Genomic DNA, 23,111 nt, shown 5'->3' on the forward strand with positions numbered 1-23,111 from the left:
TTCGCTTTCAGGTCACCGTGCTGCGGCCACCTCGCGGCCCAACTCGATCACGGCCATGGCGTAGTAGCTCGACCAGTTGTAGCGCGTGATGGCGTAGAAGTTCTCCGTGCCCGCCACATAGGTCGGTGTTTCGCCGCCGTTCTGCAGCTCCACCAGCGCCAGGGGGCCCGTGTGCTGGGCCCCTGCGGCATCGAGCACCACGCCCTTGGCCTGCATGCTGGCGGCGCTGAAGGTGGGCAGGATATCCGGTGCCAGCAGGGTGTCAAGCTGCAGCCGCGCGGTGTCGAACTGCACCGCATAGTGCGTGGGCATGCCGGTGGTCCAGTTGTGGCCCTTGAAGTAGTTGGCCACCGAGCCTATGGCGTCCACAGGGCTCCTGAACAGGTCGACCCGGCCATCGCCATCGAAGTCCACCGCATAGCGCACCCAGCTGGACGGCATGAATTGCCCCAGGCCCATCGCTCCTGCATAACTGCCGCGCGGCTCGAAGGGGTCGATGTTGCTGCGGTTGGTCAGGCTCAGGAACTGTTCGAGTTCGCGCTGGAAGAACTCGCGGCGCTCCTTGGCACGCGGGTGGGCGTTGGGAAAGTCGAACGCGAGCGTGGCCAGCGCATCCATCACGCGGAAGTTGCCCATCTGCTGGCCGTAGATGGTCTCCACGCCGATGATGCCGACGATGATCTCCACCGGCACGCCGTATTCGGCCTCGGCCCGCTCCATCGCCTCGCGGTGCTCCTGCCAGAAACGCACGCCCGCGCGGATGCGCACCGGGTCGATGAAGCGGCTGCGGTACACGCGCCAGTTCTTGGGCGTGCCCACGGGCGGGGGCAGCATGAGGCGCGGCACCTGGGACAGCAGGCGTGCCTGGCCGATGGCCTGGCGTACCCATTCGCGGTCCAGCCCACGCCGGGTGGCCAGGTCGTCGGCAAAGGCCATGGCATCGGGCCGGTTGGCGTAGGGCACGCCGCCCTGCACGGTGGAATTCGCCGCGGTTTTTTTGGCGGCAGCCTGCTTGGTGGGCTTGGAGGGGCTGGCGAGGGCGGGCAGGGCACAGGCCACCGCCACACAGGCGATGGCAACGGATTTCAGGAGGCGCATGTCGTTCGGGTCATCGGCCCCGTGCGGACGGGGGCCAGGGCAGGGTGTTGAATTCGCGGCGCAGGGCGCCGAACTGCTGGGCAGGCTCGGGGGCATAGCGTACCTGCTCCAGCCGCAGCAGCCAGGCGGCCAGGCCGCTGGCGCTGTCACCGAAGTGGGCAGTCACCTGCTGGGCCATGGAGCGGGGCGGCAAGGTGTCGGGCAGCACCAGGCCGGCCTTGGCCAGGCGCTGGCGCACGCGCGCCAGCAGGCGCAGCCAGGGGTCGTGCTGGCTGCGCTCCCACAGGGTCCACAGCCCGCCGCCGCTGGCGGCGATCACGATGAGGGCGCCGAGCACGGTGGTCAGGTCCTGCCAGCTCGGGGATTCGAAGCCCAGGGCCTTGAGCAGGTCGAACTGGCTGCTCTGGCTGTAGTTGAGCACCCACTGGCTCCAGCTGTTGTTCACGGCCTCCCACACGGCGCGCAAGGATTGCACCATTCCGGGGCTGATGGTTCCCATCGCGCTGGCAAATGCGCCCTCGGGCGCCCTGAGGCGCTGGAACTGGCCCACCCGGCCTGGCGACACTGCGCCCGTGGGGTCCACGCGCACCCAGCCACGGTTTTCCATCCACACCTCGGCCCAGGCATGGGCATCGGCATTGCGCACGGTCCAGTAGCCATCCACCGGGTTGCGCTCGCCCCCTTGGTAGCCGGTGACAATGCGCGCGGGTATGTCCATCGCGCGCATCAGGATCACGAAGGCGGAAGAAATGTGCTCGCAGAAGCCTTCCTTGCGGTCGAACCAGAACTCGTCGGCGGTGTGCTCGCCGAAGACGCCGGGCTCCAGCGAGTAGTTGTAGCCGCCCGTGCGCAGGCGCTGGAGCACGGCATTGACCAGCACCTGGGTGCTGGCCCCGGCCAGTGCGGGGTCGGCGCGCATCTCAGCCGCCAGGGCCAGGGTGCGCGGGTTGAAGCCGGGCGGCAACTCGGTGTACACGCGCAGCTGGCGTACGGACTCCTGGGGGCCGTGGCGGAATTCGGGGTAGCTCACCGCCTGGTAGCGCAGCACGTCGGTGATGGGGCGCGTGGTCATCCACTGCAGGTCCTGCGTCATGTAGGCCTGCATGTTGGGCACCTGGGGTGCCTCGGGTGTGGCTTCCAGCACCATCAGCCAGGGCTGGCGCTGGGGTTCCAGCGTCACTTCGTAGCGCACGGCAGGGCCGCTGGTCTGCAGATTGGCCCGTACCGCCACACGGGCGGCCCACTCGCTGTCTTCCCGGAACGGCTCAGCCACCCATTGCCTGCCGTCGAAGGCGGACATGACGGGGCCGCGGAAATACAGCATGGACTGCTGCGGAACATCGGTGGGCGCACCTTCGAAGCGCAGCCGGATCGCCACCCGCTCATCGAGCGCAATCTCGGCCATGTCCCCGATCTTCATGGTGCCCGACAGGCCGCTGCGCCCGGTGAGGTTGTCGCTGGGCATGCCCCACAGCGGCGACATGCGCGGGAACAGCATGAACAGCGCCACCATGATGGGCGCGCCCAGCAGGGCCATGGTGCCGGCCGTGCGGAAGGTCTGCAGCAGGGGCGGGCGCCCCACCGGCATGTGGGCGTTGACCAGCGCCGTGAGCAGGCCCAGCAGGGCGATCAACATGGCCGCTGCGGTGAGCAGCGATTGTGAGAAGAAAAAATTGCTGAGCATCGTGAAGAAGCCCAGGAAAAAGATCACCATCGCATCGCGCCGTGCGCGCAGCTCCAGCGTCTTGAAGGCCAGCATCATCACCATGAGCGTGACACCGGCGTCGCGCCCGAGGATGGTGCGGTGCGTGAACAGGGTGCCCGCCACGGCCACGATGACCAGCACCGTGAGCAGCCAGCGCCCGGGCAGCGGCCGGCCCTTCCACGCCATCCAGCCGCGCCACAGCAGCATGCCGAAGGCCATGGCACTGGCCCAGGCGGGCAGGTTGGCCACCTGGGGCGCGATCACCCAGGCCGTGGCGAACAGCAGGAACAAGGTGTCCCGCGCGTCGCGTGGCAGGGTGGCGAGGGTCTGGCGCAGGCTCATGGAGCGTCGGGTGTCCGAGGAAAAAGGGGCAAAGGGCAATGCGTTTGGATGGCTTGTCACCGGCGGAAGTTCAGCACAGCGCCAGCGCCTCCAGGCAGCGGCGGCGATGCACGGTGCCGGTGTCGGGTTCGATCTCCACGCCGGGCAGGCGCAGGCCATAGTCCAGCCCCAGGCGATCGGCCTGCAGCACCCAGGCAGCCAAGCGCGAGATGCGGGCCTCGGGGTCAGGCAGGGCGGCCAGGGCCGGGTCGAGCCACAGCTCGTGGCGCTGGGCCTGCTGCGAATCGCGGCTCACCAGGTCGTCGGTGCCGGTGCCCAGCGTCTTGGCCGCCTTCTTCCAGACCACCAGCTTGAGCGGGTCGCCACGCCGGTAGGCGCGCACGCCATCGAACTCGCCAATGCCCTGCGAGGGCGCGCTGCCCGTGCCCGCACCGCGCGGCTCGCCGGGTGGCAGCGGCGGGGGGGGCAGCTCCGGCGCCGGGTACACCAGCACCTGGGCGGCCGGGCGCCAGTAGGTCCATACGCGGAACGTGCCCAGCGGAAACCGCGTTTCGGCCGTGAGCGTGGGCACGCGGTGCAGGCCCCGGCGCGGGGGTGCAAAGGCCACATGCACGGTGGAGCTTCCCTGTGCGGGCACATCGGTCCAGGCCCAGTGGTGCGCTTCGCCACCGCTGCCATGCACGGCCAGGCCGATGCCATAGCGCGGCGTCTTGCGTTCGCTGGACACCTGCACTTCTACGGTCGCGCTGGTTCCCATGAAGTGCGGCTCGGGCGCCTTGAGGTGCAGCGTGATGCCGCGCAGCGTGGCGTGGCAGATGTGCATGCCGACCACGGCGCTGCCCGCCAGCAGAAAGGTCAGCAGGTAGCCCAGGTTGAGCTGGTAGTTGATGGAGGCCACCAGCAGGATCAGCAGCGTCAGCGCCAGCATCCACCCTGCGCCCGTGGGCAGGATGTAGACATTGCGCTGGGTCAGCGTGAGCGTGTCGCTCAGCGGCCGTCGCACCATCCACCAGTTCTCGAAACGCTTGCGCACGGGCGTGAGCGGGTTGAGCGCCGCGAGAGCGGCGCGCAGCCGCCCCGGCGGCGTGGCCGGTGCCGTGGGTGAAGGGGCCGTGGCCATATCCCGAGCGCTCAAGGCAAAGGCACGGACTCGGCCATGGCCCGCACCTGCTCCACAGCACCCCGGCCCGCATCGCCCACGGGCACCAAGCGGTGGGCAATGGTCTGGGGCAGCACGGCTTGCACGTCGTCGGGCGCCACATAGTCACGCCCGCTGATCAGCGCCTGTGCCTTGGCCGCGCGCACCAGGGCAATGCCCGCGCGCGGCGACAGCCCCTGCAGGAACCAGCGGCCCGAGCGCGTGGCCGCGATCAGGTCCTGCACGTAGTTGAGCAGCGGGTCGGCGGTGTGCACCGCCAGTACCTGGCGCTGCAGCTCGGCCAACTCGTCGTCGGACAGCTGGGGCAGCATGGTGTCCACCATGTCGCGGCGGTCGGCGCCTGCCAACAGCACGCGCTCGGCCGCCCGGTCGGGGTAGCCGATGGAGATGCGCATCAGAAAGCGGTCCAGCTGCGACTCGGGCAGCGCAAAGGTGCCGAGCTGGTCGTGCGGGTTCTGCGTGGCGATCACGAAGAAGGGGTGGGGCAGGGCGCGCGTCTCGCCTTCCACTGACACCTGCTTTTCTTCCATGGCTTCAAGCAGGGCACTCTGCGTCTTGGGGCTGGCGCGGTTGATTTCGTCGGCCAGCAGCACCTGGGCGAACACCGGGCCGGGGTGGAACACGAAGGCTTCCTTGCCGCGCTCGTACACCGAGACGCCGGTGAGGTCGCTGGGCATCAGGTCGGCCGTGAACTGCACGCGCGCGAACTGCAGCCCGAAGGTGCGCGACAAAGCATGGGCCAGCGTGGTCTTGCCTACGCCCGGAACATCCTCGATCAGCAGGTGGCCGCCGGCCAGCAGGCAGGCCACGCAGTCCTGTACCTGGGCCTGTTTGCCCACGATCACCGTGTTAAGCTGGTCCAGAAGCGATTTGATTTTGTGCTGGGCATTCATAGTCATAGCGCGACGTTATCCTAAAAGTATGAGACACGGGGATTGACTGTGAGCAAGACGGGCTATTTCACCCACCGCGACTGCTGGAAGCACGAAATGGGCCCCGGGCATCCCGAATGCCCCGAGCGGCTCGATGCCATCGAAGACCGGCTGCTGATCACTGGCGTGGGCGATGCGCTGGACCGGCGCGAGGCGCCCGAGGCGTCCCTGGCCGACATTGAGCTGGCCCACGACCGTCTGCACGTGGCCGCCATGCGCGGCCTGTCAGACCGGCTCAACGAGGAGATCCTGGCCGGCGGCCCGAGCTACTCGCAGCTCGACCCCGACACCTCCATCAACGCCCACACCTGGAACGCCTCGCTGCGCGCCGCCGGGGCCGCCCTGGCCGCCACCGATGCGGTGATGGCCGGCGAGATGGAGAACGCCTTCTGCGCCGTGCGCCCGCCGGGCCACCATGCCACGCGCAGCAAGGCCATGGGCTTCTGCTTCTTTAACAACGTGGCCGTGGCCGCCAAGTACGCATTGCAGCGCCACAACCTGCAGCGCGTGGCGGTGGTCGATTTCGACGTGCACCACGGCAACGGCACCGAAGACATCCTAGCCAACGATCCGCGCGCGCTGATGGTCAGCATTTTTCAGCACCCCTTCTACCCCTACAGCGGCGACCACGATCCTGCCCCCAACATGGTCAACGTGCCGGTGCCAGCCTACACCCGCGGCATGGACATCCGCGAGATCATCGAGATGATGTGGATCCCGCGGCTGGAGGCCTTCAAGCCCGAGATGGTCTTCGTGAGCGCGGGGTTCGATGGGCACCGGGAGGACGACATGGGGCAACTGGGCCTGACCGAATCGGACTATGCCTGGATCACCCAGCGCGTTAAGGACATCGCGCAGCGCTATTCCAAGGGACGCATCGTCTCCTGCCTGGAGGGCGGCTATGTAATGGGGCCATTGGCCCGCAGCGTGGAAGCCCACCTGCGTGTGCTGGCGGACCTGTGATTTTTGGACTGAAATGAACATGACGGAATCTCAACAGCCTCTGCGCGTGGAACGGGACGCTCGCGGCGTGGTGACCCTGACCCTGAACGACCCTGCGCGCTTCAATGCCCTGGGCTCGGAAATGCTGACTGACCTGCAGCAGGCGCTCGATGCCGTGGCGCGCGACGACACTGCGCGCGTCGTGGTGCTGGCGGCCGAGGGCAAGGCCTTCTGCGCCGGCCACAACCTCAAGGACATGGCGGCCCACCCGGACCTGGCCTGGTACCAGCAGCTGTTTGCGCAGTGCAGCCGCATGATGCTGGCCATCCACAAGCTGCCTGTGCCGGTGATCGCGCGGGTGCAGGGCATGGCCACTGCAGCGGGGTGCCAGCTGGTGGCGCAGTGCGACCTGGCGGTGGCTGCCGACAGTGCGGCCTTTGCGACCAGCGGGATCAATTACGGCCTGTTCTGCGCTACGCCCAGTGTGCCGCTGGTGCGCAATGTGCCTGCCAAGCGGGCGATGGAGATGCTGCTGACGGGGGATTTCATTGATGCTTCTACGGCTCTGGAGCAGGGGCTGGTGAATCGGGTGGTGCCTGCTGCTGGGTTGGATGCGGAGGTGGAGAAGCTGGTGGCGTCCATCTTGCAGAAGCCGCGGGTTGCTGTGGCCATGGGCAAGGCGCTGGTGTATCAGCAGCGGGAGCTGGGGATGGATGCGGCTTATCAACTGGCGGGGCAGGCGATGGCGGTGAACATGATGGATGGGGCGGCTCAAGAAGGGGCTCGGGCGTTTGTTGAGAAGCGGGCTCCGTCTTGGAGATGATTTTTTAGTGATATGGGTGGTGGTTGCTTCTTCTCTTTTGCTGAGGGCGGAGGCCGGGATGTGCGCCCGGCGGCGCACCCACCTTCTTTTGCGTCGCCAAAAGAAGGTGGGCCAAGAAAAGGCGACCCCCAGTCTGCGTCCCCCGTTCGCCCTGTCGGGCGAACGGGGGCAACCTGCGATGCTCGGATCTGGGGTGGCGCCGCAGAACTCGCTGCGTTCTTCGAACTCCGCTCAAACAGCTGCGGCAAGTCAGATCACGAAGCGTGTGTGTCCTTCGGCACACACGCCCACCCCAGCCCCTGCGCTTCTCGGCGCAGCCAGCAGGGGTGGGGAGCGGGTACCACACGGCTGCTGCTTGCGCAGCTGCGCCTGGGGTCGGTGACGCGCGCGGTGCGCGCTGCCGACGGGTTGGGCGTGATCGCTCTGCCCAGGCCGAGCGCAGCGAAGGCGAAACGGGCCGAGCGAAGCAATGGCCCGTGTGGAGCCCGTTCCCACCCCCTTCTGACCGTGCCGAGAAGCGCAGGGCCTGGGGTGAGCGCGTGCCGAAGGACACGCGCATCGTTGTCTGACTCACCGCGGTTGTTTGAGCGGAGTTCACCCGCAGGGGGAACGCAGCGAGTTCCGCGGTGCACCCCAGGACCGAGCATCGCAGGCTGCCCCAATCGCCCACCGGGCGAGTGGGGACACGGGCAGCGGGGTCGCCTTTCTTTTGGGTACTTTTCTTTGGCGAAGCAAAGAACAAGTACCTCGGCCGCCGGGCCGAGACCCGGCCTCCGACTTTCGATCAAGCAAACAGTCACCATCAACAACGCGTGACACGGACCTTCATCGCATGGAAATCCTCGACAAACTCCTCACCGACTTCAATCACTCCAGCGTCTGGCTGGAACTCGGCGTCCTGGCCGCCGCCATCGCCATCGCCCTGTTCACCGCCAGACTGATAGGCCGCAACCAACCCCCCGACTCCGTCTGGATCGGCCGCAACACCATCGACGGCCTGCTCTTCCCCCTGATCGCCCTGGTCCTGACGTTTGCAGGCCGCCTCGCGGTCGAGCACTACCACCCGGTCTTCGTGCTGCGCATCGCAGTCCCCATGCTGGTCTCGCTCGCGCTGATCCGCTTCATCGCCCGCGTGCTGCGCGTGGCGTTCCCTACCTCGGCACTGGTGCGGCTGCTCGAAGGGTTGTTCTCCTGGGTCATCTGGGGCGCGGCCGTGCTGTGGATCGTGGGGCTGCTGCCCGTGGTGCGCAGCGAGCTCGACAGCATCACGCTCAACTTCGGCAAGTCCACCGTCAGTGTCGCCACGCTGATCGAGGGCGCGCTGTCGGCCAGCCTGGTGCTGGTGGCGGCGCTGTGGATCTCGGCCACCTTCGAGCGGAGGGTGCTCGCCACGGCCGTCACCGATCTGTCCATGCGCAAGGTCGCCGGCAACGCCGTGCGCGCCGTGCTGCTGCTCGTGGGCATGCTGTTCGCGCTGTCGGCGGTCGGGGTGGACCTCACGGCGTTGTCGGTGCTGGGCGGGGCGGTCGGCGTGGGCCTGGGCTTTGGCCTGCAGAAGCTCGCCTCCAACTACGTGAGCGGCTTCGTGATCCTGCTGGAGCGCTCGCTGCGCATCGGCGACAACGTGCGCGTCGATGGCTTCGAGGGCCGCATCACCGACATCAAGACGCGCTACACCCTGATCCGTGCGGGCAACGGGCGCGAGTCCATCGTGCCCAACGAGACGCTGATCACCCAGCGCGTGGAGAACCTGTCCGACGCCGACCGCAAGTTCAACGTCACCACCAACATCGTCGTCGGCTACGACAGCGACGTGGGCCAGGTCCAGGCCATCCTGTGCGCAGCAGCCGCTGCGCAACCCCGGGTGCTCAAGGAGCCCGTGCCCGTGGCGTTTCTCATCAACTTCGCGCCCGACGGGCTCGAATTCAGCCTCAACTTCTGGATCAGCGATCCCTCGGCCGGCTCGCTCAACCTGCGCTCGGCCATCAACATCGCCATCCTCGATGGCCTGCGGGCCGCGAACATCGACATCCCTTACCCGCAGCGCGTAGTGCAGTTCAAGGACAGCGGTGCCATGCCTGCCGGCCTGCCTTCAGGCGCCGCGCCGACAGCAAGTGCCTCCGGCGAGACATCGGGCGGCTCGCCGAGTGCCCTATAATCACTAAAAAGCACGATCGTTCTTTTTTATGCCCCTGCAGCCGATGGGGCGCCGGCCTGCACCCTTTGGGATGCACTGCGGCATAGAATGTTCCAGTTTACGTAAACGTCAATTCAACCAACTCTAGGAGCCGCAGCAATGAAGGTCTTGGTCCCTGTCAAACGCGTGGTCGACTACAACGTCAAAGTCCGAGTCAAGTCGGACCAAACGGGTGTGGACATCGCCAACGTGAAGATGAGCATGAACCCCTTTGACGAAATCGCCGTCGAAGAGGCCGTGCGCCTGAAAGAAAAAGGCCTGGTGACCGAAGTCATCGCCGTCTCCTGCGGCGTGGCCCAATGCCAGGAAACCCTGCGCACCGCCATGGCCATCGGCGCCGACCGCGCCATCCTGGTGGAAACCGACGTCGAACTGCAACCCCTGGCCGTGGCCAAGATCCTCAAAGCCCTGGTCGACAAAGAGCAGCCAGGCCTCGTGATCCTGGGCAAGCAGGCCATCGACGACGATGCCAACCAGACCGGCCAGATGCTGGCGGCCCTGGCCGACCTGCCCCAGGCCACCTTCGCCAGCAAGGTGGAGCTGACTGCCGACAAGGTCAGCGTGACCCGCGAAGTCGACGGCGGCCTGGAAACCCTGTCCCTCACCCTGCCCGCAGTCATCACCACCGACCTGCGCCTGAACGAGCCCCGCTACGTCACCTTGCCCAACATCATGAAGGCCAAGAAGAAGCAGCTCGATATCGTCAAGCCCGAAGACCTGGGAGTGGATGTGACTCCGCGCCTGAAGACCCTCAAGGTCACCGAACCCGCCAAGCGCGGCGCCGGCGTCAAGGTGGCCGACGTGGCCGCCCTTGTCGACAAGCTCAAGAACGAAGCCAAAGTCATCTGAACAATAAGGAGAACAAGCAAATGACCGTACTCGTTATTGCCGAACACGACAACGCCGCCATCAAGGGCGCCACCCTGAACACCGTGACCGCCGCCATTGCCTGCGGCGGCGACGTGCACGTGCTGATCGCCGGCCACAATGCCGGTGCTGCAGCCCAATCCGCCGCACAAATCGCCGGTGTGGCCAAGGTCATCCATGCCGATGCCCCCGGCCTGGAACATGGCCTGGCCGAGAACGTGGCTGCGCAAGTCCTGGCCATTGCTGCCAACTACAGCCACATCCTGTTCCCCGCCACCGCCAGCGGCAAGAACGTGGCCCCCCGCGTGGCCGCCAAGCTGGATGTCGCCCAGATCAGCGACATCACCAAGGTGATCTCCCCCGACACCTTCGAGCGCCCCATCTACGCGGGCAACGCGATTGCCACCGTGCAGAGCAGCGACGCCACCAAGGTCATCACCGTGCGCACCACGGGGTTCGACCCGGCAGCCGCCACCGGTGGCAGTGCAGCGACGGAAACCGCAGCAGCGACTACCGACACCGGCAAGAGCGTCTTTGTGGGCAGCGAGATAGCCAAGAGCGACCGCCCCGAACTCACCGCCGCCAAGATCATCGTCTCCGGTGGCCGGGCCCTGGGCAGCAAGGAAAAGTTCGACGAAGTGATGACCCCGCTGGCCGACAAGCTGGGCGCTGCCCTGGGTGCCAGCCGTGCGGCAGTGGATGCCGGTTATGCCCCGAATGACTGGCAAGTGGGCCAGACCGGCAAGATCGTGGCGCCGCAGCTGTACATCGCGGCGGGGATCTCGGGGGCCATCCAGCATCTGGCGGGGATGAAGGACTCCAAGGTGATCGTGGCAATCAACAAGGATGCGGAGGCGCCGATCTTCAGTGTGGCGGACTATGGGCTGGAGGCGGACTTGTTCACGGCGGTGCCGGAACTGGTCAAGGCCTTGTAAACACGTGTTCTGAGGCTGCGTTCCCTGTGGCCCAGGCACTGAAAGGCATCGTTCGCGGTGCCTTTTTTTTGAGAATTTTTCCCGGAGACATCCATGAGTTACACCGCCCCCGTCAAGGACATGCTGTTCGACATCGAGCACCTGGCCAACATTGAACAGATCGCACAGATTCCCGGCTTCGAAGACGCGGGCCTCGACACCGCCCAGGCCGTGCTCGAAGAATGCGCCAAGTTCAACGAGGGCGTGTTGGCTCCGCTGAACTTCGAGGGTGACAAGAACCCGTCGAGCTGGAAAGACGGTGTGGTCACCACCACCCCCGGCTTCAAGGACGCCTTCCGCCAGTACGGCGAAGGCGGCTGGCAGGGCCTGCAGCACCCGGCCGACTTCGGCGGCCAGGGCCTGCCCAAGACCATCGGTGCCGCCTGCATCGAGATGTGCAACAGCGCCAACATGAGCTTTGCGCTGTGCCCGCTGCTGACCGACGGCGCCATCGAGGCGCTGCTCACGGCCGGCAGCGATGAACTCAAGGCCACCTACCTCGAGAAGCTGGTGACCGGCGAGTGGACTGGCACCATGAACCTGACCGAGCCCCAGGCCGGCTCCGACCTGGCCCTGGTGCGCACGCGTGCCGAGTCCCAGCCCGACGGCAGCTACAAGGTCTTCGGCACCAAGATCTTCATCACCTACGGCGAGCACGACATGGCCGCCAACATCGTGCACCTGGTGCTGGCCCGCGTGCAGGGTGCGCCCGAGGGCGTCAAGGGCATCAGCCTGTTCGTGGTGCCCAAGTTCATGGTCAATGCCGACGGCAGCCTGGGCGCGCGCAACGACGCGCACTGCGTGAGCATCGAGCACAAGCTCGGCATCAAGGCCAGCCCCACGGCCGTGCTGCAGTTCGGCGACCATGGCGGCGCTGTGGGCTACCTCGTGGGCCAGGAGAACCGGGGCCTCGAATACATGTTCATCATGATGAACGCCGCGCGCTACGCCGTGGGCGTGCAGGGCATCGCCATTGCCGAGCGCGCCTACCAGAAGGCCGTGGGCTATGCGAAAGACCGCGTGCAGAGCCGCCCTGTGGATGGCTCCATTGCCGCCAGCGCACCCATCATCCACCACCCCGACGTGCGCCGCATGCTCATGACCATGCGCGCCTACACCGAGGGCTGCCGCGCCATGGCCACCGTGGCCGCAGCCGCCTACGACGCTGCGCACCACCACCCCGATGCCGAGGCGCGCAAGCAGAATGCCGCGTTCTACGAATTCATGGTGCCCCTGGTCAAGGGCTACAGCACCGAGATGAGCCTGGAAGTCACCAGCCTTGGGGTGCAGGTGCACGGCGGCATGGGCTTCATCGAGGAAACCGGCGCGGCCCAGTACTACCGCGACGCCAAGATCCTCACCATCTACGAAGGCACCACCGCCATCCAGGCCAACGACCTCGTGGGCCGCAAGACCGCTCGCGACGGTGGCCAGACCGCCAAGGGCATTGCCGCCCAGATCGAGAAGACCGAAGCCGAGCTGCTGGCCAACGGCAGCCCTGCCGCCAAGGCCGTGGCGCGCCGCCTCACGGCCGCACGCCAGGCCTTCCTTGACGTGGTGGACTTCGTTGCCGGCGGCACCAAGACCTCGCCCAACGCCGTGTTCGCCGGCAGCGTGCCCTACCTCATGCTGGCGGGCAACCTGGTGGCCGGCTGGCAACTGGCGCGCAGCCTGCTGGTGGCGCAGGCGCTGTTGCACAAGGGACAGGATGCCGCCTTCATGCAGGCAAAAATCACCACGGCGCAGTTCTATGCCGAGCACATCCTGGTCAAGGCGCCGGGCCTGCGCGACAGCATCGTCGAAGGCGCCGACAGCGTGACGGAGCTGGCGCTCGATTCCTTCTGAGCGCACGGGGGAGACAAGCAGGGCCGGCGCGCTGTGCGCGAGGGCCTGCGCCCCTCAAGAATCTGATCCATTCATCCATCCTTCAACCTGGAACGAACCCGCCATGTCCAAGCTGCCCCCCGCATTGCAGAACCTGTCCCTGCCCGTCATCGGCTCGCCGCTGTTCATCATCAGCAACCCCAAGCTCGTGATCGAGCAGTGCAAGGCCGGCGTGGTGGGTTCCATGCCGTCGCTCAACGCGCGCCCCGCCGAACTGCTCGACGAATGGCTGGCCGAGATCACCGAGACGCTGGCGGCCTACAACAAGGCCAACCCCGACAGGCCGGCCGCGCCCTTCGCCATCAACCAGATCGTGCACAAGAGCAATGACCGGCTGGAGCACGACATGCAGGTCTGCGCCAAGTACAAGGTGCCGATCATCATCACCAGCCTGGGCGCGCGCGAGGACGTGAACCAGGCCGTGCATGCCTGGGGCGGCATCGTGCTGCACGACATCATCAACAACAAGTTCGCGCACAAGGCCATCGAGAAGGGCGCCGACGGCCTGATCGCCGTGGCGGCCGGTGCCGGGGGCCATGCGGGCGTGAAGAGCCCCTTCGCACTGATCCAGGAGATCCGCCAGTGGTTCGACGGCCCCATCGCGCTCAGCGGCGCCATCGCCAGCGGTGATGCGGTGCTGGCCGCACAGGCCATGGGGGCCGACTTCGGCTATATCGGCTCGGCCTTCATCGCCACGCACGAGGCGCGCGCCAGCGACGAGTACAAGCAGGCCATCGTCGCCGGCAACTCCGACGACATCGTCTACAGCAACCTCTTCACCGGCGTGCACGGCAACTACCTGGCGCCGTCGATCCGTGCCGCCGGCATGGACCCGGACAACCTGCCCGAGTCCGACCCGAGCAAGATGAACTTCGGCGGCGATGCCAAGAAAGCCTGGAAGGACATCTGGGGCTGTGGCCAGGGCATCGGCGCCATCGACGCCGTGACCAGCACCGCCGAGCTCGTGGCGCGCCTGCGCAGCGAATACCAGGCCGCCCGCGCGCGCCTGGCGCTCTGAGCACCTGCGTCCCCCGCCACCGTGTGGGCAGGAGCACCTGTACGCGGTGCTCTACTGGCAGGGCTAACCCCTAGCACCAGGCGCGGGGGTGTGCAGATAATGATGATCAATAACCAAAAGGTCGCGCTGCACGCGGCTTGGTCTGTCATTGTTGGCACGGTGGGGAGACATCATGTTTCGGAGTTTTCTGCTGCTGGCAGCGCTGTGCGCCGCCGGCCCGGGCCATGCCCGCAATGAGGGAGTGACGTCGGACGAGATCCGGCTCGGTGCCTCGGCTGTGCTTTCCGGTCCGCTCGGCCCCCAGACCGCGCAGTACGGCGAGGGCTCGCGGCTCTTGTTCGATGCCGTCAATGCCCAGGGCGGCGTGCACGGCCGCATGATCCGCTACACCACGCTCGACGATGCCTTCGATGCCCAAAAGGCCGTGGAGAACACGCGCAAGCTGCTCGAGACCGACAAGGTCTTCATGGTCTACAACAGCACCGGCACCGCGCAGACGGCCGCCATCCTGCCGCTGATCCAGGAACACCGCACCCTGCTGTTCGGCCCGGTCACCGGCGCCTCGGTGTTCCGCGAGAACTTCAACCCCCATGTGTTCCATGTGCGCGCAGGCTACGCCAGCGAGGCGCAGAAGATCGTCTCGCAGCTGCGCCAGCAGGGCATGGACCGGGTGGCCGTGTTCTACCAGGACGACGGCCTGGGCAAGACGCTGCTGGCCGAACTCAAGAAGGCCTCCGCGCAGGAAAAGCTCCCCTTCGTGGCCGAGATCAAGGTCGATCCGAAGCAGCCCGATTTTGCCGCTGCCGGCCAGGCCACCGAAAAGGCCCAGCCGCAGGCCGTGATCGTGGCCACGGCGGGCACCACCTTCACCAACTACATCAAGGGCGTGCAGTCCACTGCGGCGCGGCCCACGTACTACGGCTTTTCAGTGGCCAGCATGGACGTGATCCAGCGCGAGCTCAAGGAGAAGGCGCGCGGCATCATCCTCGCGCAGATCATGCCCTCGCTGCGCAGCACCACTGTGCCGGTGGTGGCCGAGTACCTGGCCCTGCTGCGTGCCAAATCACCGGGCGCGCAGCCCTCGGCTTCGCAGTTCGAGGGCTTCGTGCACGCGCGCCTGCTGGTCGAGGGCCTGCGCCGCGCCGGGCGCAACCTGAGCACCGAATCCTTCACCCGGGCCATGGAGGAGGCCGGTGAGATCTCGTTCGGGCGCTTCAACGTGAAGTACTCGCCCAAGAACCACAACGGCTCGACCTATGTGGAGCTGGCCATCGTGGATGCCGAGGGCAGCTTGAGGTACTGATGCAAGCGGCTTGATGCTTCTGAATTTTCAGCGAATGCTGAAAATTCAGAATGACATGGAATTCGCGGCAACGGACATACCGCAGGCATGCGTGACAGCGCAAATTTCTGTAACAGGCGACAATAGGCGGGTTTTGCCCGCAATGGCGGGAGTGTCATCCGCCGTTTTCTGTTCATTCACCCATGCCTTCCGCCACCTCCCGCACCCCCCTGATCGACATGGTCAAGGGGCTGGCGTGCGCCGCCATCGTCTGCCACCACCTGGCCTTCTACGGCCCGATGTCCGACATTGCTGCGCCATTGGCGCCGTGGCTGATGGCCTGGCTGTACGACTACGGGCGCATGGCGGTGCAGGTGTTCCTGGTGCTGGGCGGCTACCTGGCGGCAGCCAGCCTGGCCCCCCAGGGCGTGGCCCGCTTCGACAGTGCCGGGGCGGTGGTCACCAAGCGCTTCGTGCGTCTGGTAGTGCCCTATGCGGTGGCGCTGATGCTGGCCGTGCTGGTGTCGGCGCTGGTGCGCCCGTGGATGGACCACCATTCCGTGCCCGACGAGCCCACGCTCGCGCAATTGCTGGCCAATGCGCTGCTGCTGCAGGACATCGTGGGTGAGAACGCCCTTTCGGCCGGCGTCTGGTACGTGGCCATCGACTTCCAGCTGTTCGCGCTCAGCGTGCTCGTATGGGCTGCCGTTCGGGCGCTGCCCGGTGGCTGGGCACGCCGCAACGGGCCCCTGATCGGCAAAAGCCTGCTGGTGGCGCTCACGGCCGCGTCGCTGTGGGTGTTCAATCTCGACAGTTCGCTCGACATGTGGGGCTGGTACTTCTTCGGCGCGTACGGGTTGGGCATGATGGCCTACTGGGCCGTGAAGTCCCCGCGCGCCACGGGCTGGCTGGCGCTCATGGTGCTGCTGGGCGGCACCGCCCTGGCCATGGAACACCGCGGGCGCATCGCCCTGGCGCTGGTGGTTTCACTGCTGCTGGTGGCGGCCTTGCGCTCGGCGCCACTGCGACAGTGGCAGGGTGTGGCGCCGCTGGTCCGGCTGGGCCAGATGTCGTACTCGGTCTTCCTCGTGCACTTTGCCGTGTGCCTGCTGGTCAACGCGGTCGTGGGCCACCTGTTCCCCGAGTCTCCCGTGGTCAACGCACTGGGCATGGTGCTGGCCTTCACCCTCTCGCTGATGGCCGGGCGCGAACTCTACCAGCGGGTGGAGCGCCATGTGCCCACCTGGTCGATGGCACTGCGCTGGCAGGCAGGGCTGGTGGGGGCCGGCATGCTGGTGGCGATCAGCAGCCACTGGGCATGAATTCCCCCTCGGCCCCTTCTTTTTCCTCGCTGCGCTATTTGGTAAGGGGCGCGCAGCCAGTGCGGCGGGGCGGCCCTTGCGCGGCGGCCCCGGACCGGGCCGCTGTTGTGCGCACTTCGCCGGTCTTAAGAAGCCGGAGGGGCCAGAGAAGGCCCGCATACATGGCTCAAACCGGTGGCAGTCCCTCACGCCGCTTGCGCTGCTTGTCCAGGAACCAGGCCATGAAGGGCAGCAGCAGCATCGAGCCGGGGATCACCCAGATGAACAGGTAGGGGCTGACCGACGAGGCCGAGCGCATCACGTCGCGCAGTTGATCACGCTCCTCGGCGGTCCAGTTGCCCTGGCGGCGCTGCTTCATCAGCCAGGCCACCGATCCCTTCATGGTGGCCATCTCGCGCTTCAAGCGGCTCTTCTCGCGGATGTTGCCGGCCAGGAAGGAGCAGAACCATTCGGGGGCCCGCTCCATGCGCTGCTGGAAGGCGGTGGTGGAGTCTGGGTCGAACTCAGGGGGCGCAGCCGCCAGCGCCGTTGCCGGGGCGTTCGGTTCGTCGGGCGGGTGCGGGGGCGCTGTCATGGGCCCCGATTGTCGCCGCTCGCCCCCTTGGTCGCAAAGCACTGTTGCAATTTGCGGCCGTCGCCTGTGGCGCCGCCGCTCAGCGGTGCAGCTCGCCCGCCGCTTCAGGTTGGTACAGGATGGCCTTCACGCGCACCGTCATCGGCTTGCCGCCGGGGCCCGGCCACACCAGTGCATCGCCCACCGCCAGGCCCAGCAGGGCGCTGCCCACGGGCGCGAAGATCGACAGGCGGTCCGCACTGCCGTCCATGTCGCGCGGGTAGACCAGCGTCAGGCAGAACTCCTTGCCCGTCTCCTCGATGGCGAACTGCACCGTGGAGTTCATCGTCACCACATGCGGCGGGATGTCTTCGGGCGCCACCACGTCGGCGCGGTCGATCTCGGCCTGCAGATCGGCCTTGCCGGGGAAGACGCTGGCCGGAATGGCGGCCAGCAGGGCTTCGATGCGGTCGACGTCCAGGGACGACAGGATGATCTGGGGCTTGCGCGCCATGGGGTACCTCGCAGGGTGTGGTTGCAAAGGGCGGGACTATAGGCCGGCAGGCCCGGTTTGCCGACAATCTCGCACTGCACCGTGCGGGCTTTGGCAGGGGCGGTGCGTGGCCGCCCCACCACCGCCGAAGATCAGTCTCCGGTGATATTGCGCGCCTTGATCAATGCACCAAAGCGCTTGCTGTCGCTCATGGCTCGGTCGTGGAACTCCTTGGGCGCCATGGGCGCGGGCTCGCCGCCCAGCGCGGCAATGCGCTCCTGCACGGGGGCCGTGGCCAGGATCTTGTTGATCTCGCGGTTGAGTTTCGTCACCACCTCGGCGGGCGTGCCGGCCGGCGCATAGAAGCCGAACAGGGTATCGGCGTCAAAGCCCTTCAACCCCACCTCGTCCAGCGTGGGCACATCGGGGAACAGCGGCGAGCGCTTGGCGCTGCCCACGGCCAGGAGGCGCAGCTTGTTGGCCTTCACATGCTGCAGGCCGATGCCCGGGTCGAACATGAAATCCACCTGCCCGCCCAGCAGGTCCTGCATGGCAGGCGCCGCGCCCCGGTACGGCACATGCACGGCGAACACGTTGGCCTGGCTCTTGAGCATCTCGGCCGCCAGATGGGGCGAACTGCCGTTGCCCGGCGTGCCGAAGCTCACCTTGCCCGGGTTGGCCTTGAGGTAGGCCAGGAACTCCTGGATGGTGTTCACTGGCAGCGTGGGCCGCACCTCCAGGAACACCAGCACGCGCGCTGCGGCGGCCACAGGCACCAGGTCCTTCACCGGGTCGAACGGCATCTTGGGGTAGATGTGGGGGTTCACCGAGACCATGCCGCCCGAGCTCATGAGCAGCGTGTAGCCGTCGGCCGGCGACTTGGCCACCGCCTCGCCACCGATGTTGCCGCCCGCGCCGCCCCGGTTTTCCACCACCACCGGCTGGCCCAGGGCCGCCTGCAGCGGCACGGTGACCGCCCGCGCGATCTGGTCGGCCGCGCCGCCCGCCGGGAAGTTCACCACCACCTTGATGGGCTTGGCGGGATAGGCCTGGGCCCGTGCGCCCGCTGGCAGCAGGGCGGCGCCTGCAAGCGCCGCCAGGGCGAGGGCGCCCGCCAGGCGGCGGCGAAGAATGGGATGCTGGGATGCGTTCTGGTGCTTCATGGTCATGTCTCCGAAAACTGGGTCGCCCGGTCATCCGGGTCTGTTGGGTTGGCTTGCTGCGATAACGAGAGGGGGCTTGTTCAGGCCACATCCACCTCCACCAGCATGGCCCGGGGGTGCGCCAGCGCATCGCGCAGCACCTGGTGCAACTGCGCTGCGTCGCTCACCTGCACCGCATCGCAGCCCTGGCCGCGTGCCAGCGCCAGAAAGTCGAGGTCCGGCAGCTCCGTGCCCTCGAGCTTGTCGTCCGGCCCAAAGCCGAAGGTCGGCGCAAACTCCTGCAGCGCCGCATAGCGCCGGTTCTTCAGGATGATGAAGGTGATGGGCAGGCGCAGCTGCGCGGCGCTCCACAGCGCCTGGATGGAGTACATCGCCGAGCCATCGCCCAGCAGGCCGATGACCTTGCTGCCCGGCTTTGCCAGTGCCACGCCCACGGCAGCCGGCATGGCATAGCCCAGCCCACCGCTGCACATGGTGTAGAAAGTCTCGCTGTGCAGGATGGGCAGGTAGGCATGCATGGCGGCGCGCGAGCTCGGCGCCTCTTCCACCACGATGGAATGCGCGTCGCGCACCTCGGCCAGGGTCTGCATCACGTACTGCACGCTCATCAGCGCCGAGGGTTCGGCACGCGGGCGCGCTGCACGCAGCGGTGGCGCGGTGCGCGAGGACAGTGTGGGCGGAGCAGGGCGTGCCAGCAGGTCTTGCACGCCCAGGCGCACGCCGCCCACGGCCGAGGTGCCCTCAGGCGTCCAGGCCGCCGTGCCGGGGTCTTCGATCAGCTGCACCAGTTGCGCGCCGGGCGGCACATGCGGGCCGTGGCCCTCCACATGGTAGGTGAAGGCCGCTGCGCCCAGCGCAAACACCAGGTCGTGCCCGCCCAGCAGCGCCACGATCTTCTCGCGCATGGCGGGCAGCACGCCCATGAACAGCCGGTGGTCCTGCGGAAAGCCGCAGCGCCCCGACATGGGGGCGATCCACACCGCCGCGTTGTGCCGCTCGGCCAGGGCCACCACATCGTCCCATGCGCCATCGCGGTCCACCGCCGCACCGACCACGAAGACCGGGCGCTGCGCCGCATCGAGCGCGTCGCCGATGGCGCCCAGCACGCGCGGCTCGGGCCGGGTCTCGATGCTCACGGTGCGCGCCGCCAGCGGCTCGCAGGGCTTGTCCCAGTCGTCCGCAGGGATGGAGACCAGCACCGGACCGCGCGGCTGCTGCATGGCGATGTAGTAGGCGCGGGCAATGGCCAGCGGCACGTCCTCCGCGCGCGCGGGCTCGATGCTCCACTTCACATAGGGCTTGGGCAGCTCCGTGGCCTGGCCCGAGAACAGGAACGGGTCGAACGGCAATATGGAGCGCGCCTGCTGCCCGGCCGTGATCACCATCGGCGTGCGGTTCTTGTGCGCCGTGAAGATATTGCCCATGGCATGGCCCACGCCCGCCGCCGAGTGCAGGTTCACGAAGGCCGCGTTGTGCGTGGCCTGGGCATAGCCGTCGGCCATGCCCACCACCACCGCCTCCTGCAGGCCCAGGATGTAGCGAAAGTCCTTGGGGAAGTCGAGGAACAGCGGCAGCTCGGTCGAGCCCGGGTTGCCGAAGATGGTGTTGATGCTGAAACCGCGTAGCAGGTCGAGCACCACCTCGCGCACGGTAGGGCGCAGGTCGGTGGTGGTGGCAGTGGCGGTGCCGACAGGGCGGGAGTCAAGGGCCTGGAGCATGGGCGGGGCAATGCGGGTGGAAAGGTCTGATCTTCGGCCCCCGCCGCACATCCATCAATACAATGAAGTGACTAAGCAGTATTAGCCCAATGCATATCAAGGACATCGACCTCAACCTGCTGCGCCTGTTCGATGCGGTCTACCGCACGCGCAGCGTGAGCCGCGCGGCCGAGCTCATGGACCTGACGCAGCCCGCAGCCAGCCAGGCGCTCACCCGGCTGCGCCTGCTGATCAAGGACCCGCTCTTCGTGCGCGCCGGCGGCGGCGTGCAGCCCACCCCCAAGGCCGACCGCCTGGCCGACGCCGTGCGCAGCGCCCTGGGCACGCTCGAAGAAGCGCTCAACGAATCCGCGCTGTTCGACCCCATGCAGTCGCGCAAGGTGTTCCGCATCCACATGAGCGACATCGGCGAGGGCCGCTTTTTGCCCGACCTCATGCTTGCCCTGCGCCAGCAGGCCCCCGGCGTGCGGCTCGAAACCCTGCCCGTGCCGGGCGAGCAAATCGCGCCCCTGCTCGACAGCGGCCGCATCGACTTCGCCTTCGGCTTTTTGCCCGCCGTGAAGGACACGCAGCGCGTGCAGTTGCTGGGTGACCGCTACATCGTGCTGCTGCGCGAAGGCCACCCTTTCGCCAAACGCCGGCGCAGCGGCGCGGCCCTGCTCGACGACCTGCGCCAGCTCGAATTCGTCGCCGTGCGCTCGCATTCGGACACGCTGCGCATCCTAGCCCTGCTGCAGCTCGAAGACCGCCTGCGCCTGACCACCGAACACTTCATGGTGCTGCCCTCCATCGTGCGCGGCACGGATCTCGCCGTGGTCATGCCGCGCAACATCGCCCGCGGCTTTGCGGCAGCGGGCGGCTACACCGTCATCGAGCCCGCGCTGCCGCTGCGCGACTTCACCGTGGCGCTGCACTGGAGCAAGCGCTTCGAGGCCGACCCGGGCAACCAGTGGCTGCGCGCGGTGATCGAGGGGCTGTTCAAGGAGTAGTGCCCACAAGGCGGGCGTTAGACTGGCATGCGAATTCGGAGTACATGGTGACGACAACACTTCCCCCACGAACCTTCGGCCTGGCCGCACACCGCCTGCACCGCTCGACCGCCGACGGCGGCCTGGCCCAATGGGCCGCAACGTCGCGGCCGGCCCTGGCCGAACTCCAGCTCGGCATCGCCGCCGTCGGCGGCTGCGCCGACGCCATCGAACAGCATGCCCTGGCAGATCACTTTCCACACCTCATCCGCTTGCCCTACGGGCGCGAGGGCGGGGTCATGCGCGTGGTCTCGCGCATTGCGGGCGGCGTGCACGCCGAGCAGGAACTGGCCGGCGCCATCTACCTGCTGGACCCGCTCGATCCTTCGTCCCTGTACCCCGAGGCGCAGGCCCTCAAGCGCCAGTGCATCTCGCATGGCAAGCCCTTGCTGCTCACCGTGGCCGCTGCCGTCGAATGGGTGGCGGTGGAGGCCGCGCTGCAGGCCGGTGTCTCGCTGCGCGAGCGCCCGCCGGTGATGGTGCCCTCCATCGACAAGCAATCCGTTGCACTGATCGCCCACGACGCCTTGAAGTCCGCCATGGTGGACTTCGCCTTTCGCCATTTCGATCTGCTCTCGCAGACGCAGGAGCGCTTTGCCACCGGCACCACGGGCGGCAGGCTCAACGAGATGGCCTGGTCCCGCGGCTGGCCGCGCGACCTGCCGTGGGTGCAGCCCCTGCGCAGCGGCCCGCTGGGCGGCGATGCGCAGATCGCCGAGCTGGTGCTGGACCAGCGCTGCGACAAGGTGCTCTTCTTCGAAGATGTGCATGTGGCGCGCCAGCACGAGGCAGACATCCAGCTGCTCGAGCGTGCCGTATGCACCAAGAGCTTCGAGGCTGCCTGCTACCACACGCCCGCCATGGCCGACGCCTGGGCAAGGGCCTGGGCGTAGATAAACGCTACCAGCCCAGCGTCGCAAAAAGGTCCACCACCCCGCGCAGATCGCCCACGGTGGCATCGGGCTGGTAGTCGGGCAGCAGGCGCCGCCCGGAGCCCCGGTCCACCCAGATGCAGCGAAAGCCGATCTCGCGCGCTGCCGCGTGGTCCAGGTGCGGGCTCGCGCAGATGTGCACCACCTCGGCCGGCTGCACGCCCAGTTGCGCATGGGCATGATCGAACAGCCGGCGGTCGGGCTTGTAGGCGCTGGCCTGCTGGGCGGTGATCACCCGGTCGATCAGCCCGCCGAGTTGCGCCACGTTGCCGGCAATGATGTCGTCGTCGGTGTTGGACACGATGGCCAGGCGGTGCCCGGCCGCCTTGAGCGTGCGCAGCACGCCCACCACCTCGGGAAACGGCGGCATGGCCCCGATGCGCCCGGCGAGCAGCCCGGCATCGCCAGGCGATTCGGGCAGCCCCAGCTCCGCCAGGGTGCGCTGCAGCCCTTCACCCGACACCTCGCGAAAACTGCGTTGCGGCGGCGTCTGCTCCAGCGCGTGCTCGTGCCGGTCGTAGACCGCGATGAGTTCTTCCGGCGGGGTGCCCGCTGCGCCCTTGCGCGCCAGCAGCTCGCGCACGGCCTCTTGCAGGCCTTCATCCCACTGGATGAGGGTACCGTAGCAGTCGAAGGTCAGCCACAAAGGGCGGGGGGTGTTTTTCAAAGGCATGGTTCA

General features: G+C 67.3%; 20 protein-coding genes. 11 read left to right on the forward strand and 9 right to left on the reverse strand.

The annotated features are described in order from the left end of the window. Positions 1-12 precede the first annotated feature (12 nt). The 4 genes from mltB to ACSQ3Y_RS10135 form a co-directional block, all read right to left on the reverse strand. Positions 13-1,098 carry a lytic murein transglycosylase B gene (gene mltB, locus ACSQ3Y_RS10120; RefSeq protein ID WP_436177175.1) on the reverse strand — a complete coding sequence of 362 codons (1,086 nt, stop codon included), beginning with the start codon at positions 1,096-1,098 and terminating at the stop codon, positions 13-15. Between the two features lie 10 nt (positions 1,099-1,108). After that, the gene (locus ACSQ3Y_RS10125) at positions 1,109-3,145 is read right to left on the reverse strand and encodes a transglutaminaseTgpA domain-containing protein (RefSeq protein ID WP_436177176.1); all 2,037 of its coding nucleotides are present in this window, start codon (positions 3,143-3,145) and stop codon (positions 1,109-1,111) included. Between the two features lie 70 nt (positions 3,146-3,215). Then, a complete protein-coding gene (locus ACSQ3Y_RS10130; RefSeq protein ID WP_436177177.1) occupies positions 3,216-4,265 on the reverse strand; it encodes a DUF58 domain-containing protein in 1,050 nt (349 codons plus the stop codon). An 11-nt stretch (positions 4,266-4,276) separates the two neighbouring features. Next, positions 4,277-5,197: an AAA family ATPase gene (locus ACSQ3Y_RS10135; protein ID WP_436180103.1), complete on the reverse strand. Its 921-nt coding sequence runs from the start codon at positions 5,195-5,197 to the stop codon at positions 4,277-4,279. A 48-nt stretch (positions 5,198-5,245) separates the two neighbouring features. Here ACSQ3Y_RS10135 and ACSQ3Y_RS10140 point away from each other — a divergent pair, with 48 nt between their 5' ends. The 9 genes from ACSQ3Y_RS10140 to ACSQ3Y_RS10180 all read left to right on the forward strand — a co-directional run bounded on the left by ACSQ3Y_RS10140 (position 5,246) and on the right by ACSQ3Y_RS10180 (position 16,545). Continuing rightward, positions 5,246-6,199: a histone deacetylase family protein gene (locus tag ACSQ3Y_RS10140; RefSeq protein ID WP_436180104.1), complete on the forward strand. Its 954-nt coding sequence runs from the start codon at positions 5,246-5,248 to the stop codon at positions 6,197-6,199. A gap of 19 nt (positions 6,200-6,218) precedes the next feature. After that, positions 6,219-7,001, forward strand: coding sequence for an enoyl-CoA hydratase (locus ACSQ3Y_RS10145; protein WP_436177178.1), 783 nt, complete (start codon positions 6,219-6,221; stop codon positions 6,999-7,001). Positions 7,002-7,833: 832 nt separating this feature from the next. Continuing rightward, positions 7,834-9,159 (forward strand): mechanosensitive ion channel family protein, encoded by a 1,326-nt coding sequence (locus ACSQ3Y_RS10150; RefSeq protein ID WP_436177179.1) that lies wholly within the window; start codon positions 7,834-7,836, stop codon positions 9,157-9,159. Positions 9,160-9,297: 138 nt separating this feature from the next. Then, the gene (locus ACSQ3Y_RS10155; protein WP_436177180.1) at positions 9,298-10,047 is read left to right on the forward strand and encodes an electron transfer flavoprotein subunit beta/FixA family protein; all 750 of its coding nucleotides are present in this window, start codon (positions 9,298-9,300) and stop codon (positions 10,045-10,047) included. A gap of 20 nt (positions 10,048-10,067) precedes the next feature. Further along, on the forward strand, positions 10,068-11,000 hold the full coding sequence (locus tag ACSQ3Y_RS10160) for an electron transfer flavoprotein subunit alpha/FixB family protein (protein ID WP_436177181.1): 933 nt from the start codon (positions 10,068-10,070) through the stop codon (positions 10,998-11,000). Positions 11,001-11,093: 93 nt separating this feature from the next. Next, positions 11,094-12,884, forward strand: a complete 1,791-nt coding sequence (locus ACSQ3Y_RS10165) for an acyl-CoA dehydrogenase (protein ID WP_436177182.1) — start codon at positions 11,094-11,096, stop codon at positions 12,882-12,884. 103 nt (positions 12,885-12,987) lie between these two features. Further along, entirely contained in the window at positions 12,988-13,941 is a 954-nt protein-coding gene (locus tag ACSQ3Y_RS10170; protein WP_436177183.1) for an NAD(P)H-dependent flavin oxidoreductase, read from the forward strand. 172 nt (positions 13,942-14,113) lie between these two features. After that, complete coding sequence (locus ACSQ3Y_RS10175; RefSeq protein ID WP_436177184.1) at positions 14,114-15,244, forward strand: ABC transporter substrate-binding protein; 1,131 nt, start codon at positions 14,114-14,116, stop codon at positions 15,242-15,244. 182 nt (positions 15,245-15,426) lie between these two features. Next, a complete protein-coding gene (locus ACSQ3Y_RS10180; RefSeq protein WP_436177185.1) occupies positions 15,427-16,545 on the forward strand; it encodes an acyltransferase family protein in 1,119 nt (372 codons plus the stop codon). 166 nt (positions 16,546-16,711) lie between these two features. Here ACSQ3Y_RS10180 and ACSQ3Y_RS10185 read toward each other — a convergent pair whose 3' ends face one another. The 4 genes from ACSQ3Y_RS10185 to mdlC form a co-directional block, all read right to left on the reverse strand. Then, on the reverse strand, positions 16,712-17,119 hold the full coding sequence (locus ACSQ3Y_RS10185; RefSeq protein ID WP_057199728.1) for a hypothetical protein: 408 nt from the start codon (positions 17,117-17,119) through the stop codon (positions 16,712-16,714). Positions 17,120-17,198: 79 nt separating this feature from the next. After that, positions 17,199-17,612, reverse strand: a complete 414-nt coding sequence (gene rnk / locus ACSQ3Y_RS10190; protein ID WP_057199729.1) for a nucleoside diphosphate kinase regulator — start codon at positions 17,610-17,612, stop codon at positions 17,199-17,201. 131 nt (positions 17,613-17,743) lie between these two features. Then, positions 17,744-18,754, reverse strand: coding sequence for a Bug family tripartite tricarboxylate transporter substrate binding protein (locus tag ACSQ3Y_RS10195; RefSeq protein WP_436177186.1), 1,011 nt, complete (start codon positions 18,752-18,754; stop codon positions 17,744-17,746). An 80-nt stretch (positions 18,755-18,834) separates the two neighbouring features. After that, positions 18,835-20,472, reverse strand: coding sequence for a benzoylformate decarboxylase (gene mdlC, locus ACSQ3Y_RS10200; protein WP_436177187.1), 1,638 nt, complete (start codon positions 20,470-20,472; stop codon positions 18,835-18,837). Between the two features lie 89 nt (positions 20,473-20,561). Here mdlC and ACSQ3Y_RS10205 point away from each other — a divergent pair, with 89 nt between their 5' ends. Then, the gene (locus tag ACSQ3Y_RS10205) at positions 20,562-21,461 is read left to right on the forward strand and encodes a LysR family transcriptional regulator (RefSeq protein WP_436177188.1); all 900 of its coding nucleotides are present in this window, start codon (positions 20,562-20,564) and stop codon (positions 21,459-21,461) included. Between the two features lie 44 nt (positions 21,462-21,505). Next, positions 21,506-22,393, forward strand: a complete 888-nt coding sequence (locus tag ACSQ3Y_RS10210; protein WP_436177189.1) for a methylglyoxal synthase — start codon at positions 21,506-21,508, stop codon at positions 22,391-22,393. Between the two features lie 7 nt (positions 22,394-22,400). Here the strand turns inward: ACSQ3Y_RS10210 and ACSQ3Y_RS10215 are convergent, their stop codons facing one another. Next, positions 22,401-23,105, reverse strand: a complete 705-nt coding sequence (locus ACSQ3Y_RS10215) for an HAD-IA family hydrolase (protein ID WP_436177190.1) — start codon at positions 23,103-23,105, stop codon at positions 22,401-22,403. Positions 23,106-23,111 lie beyond the last annotated feature (6 nt).

The organism is Acidovorax sp. LjRoot66 (assembly GCF_964253305.1).
In the GTDB taxonomy this organism is placed as follows: Bacteria; Pseudomonadota; Gammaproteobacteria; order Burkholderiales; family Burkholderiaceae_C; genus Acidovorax.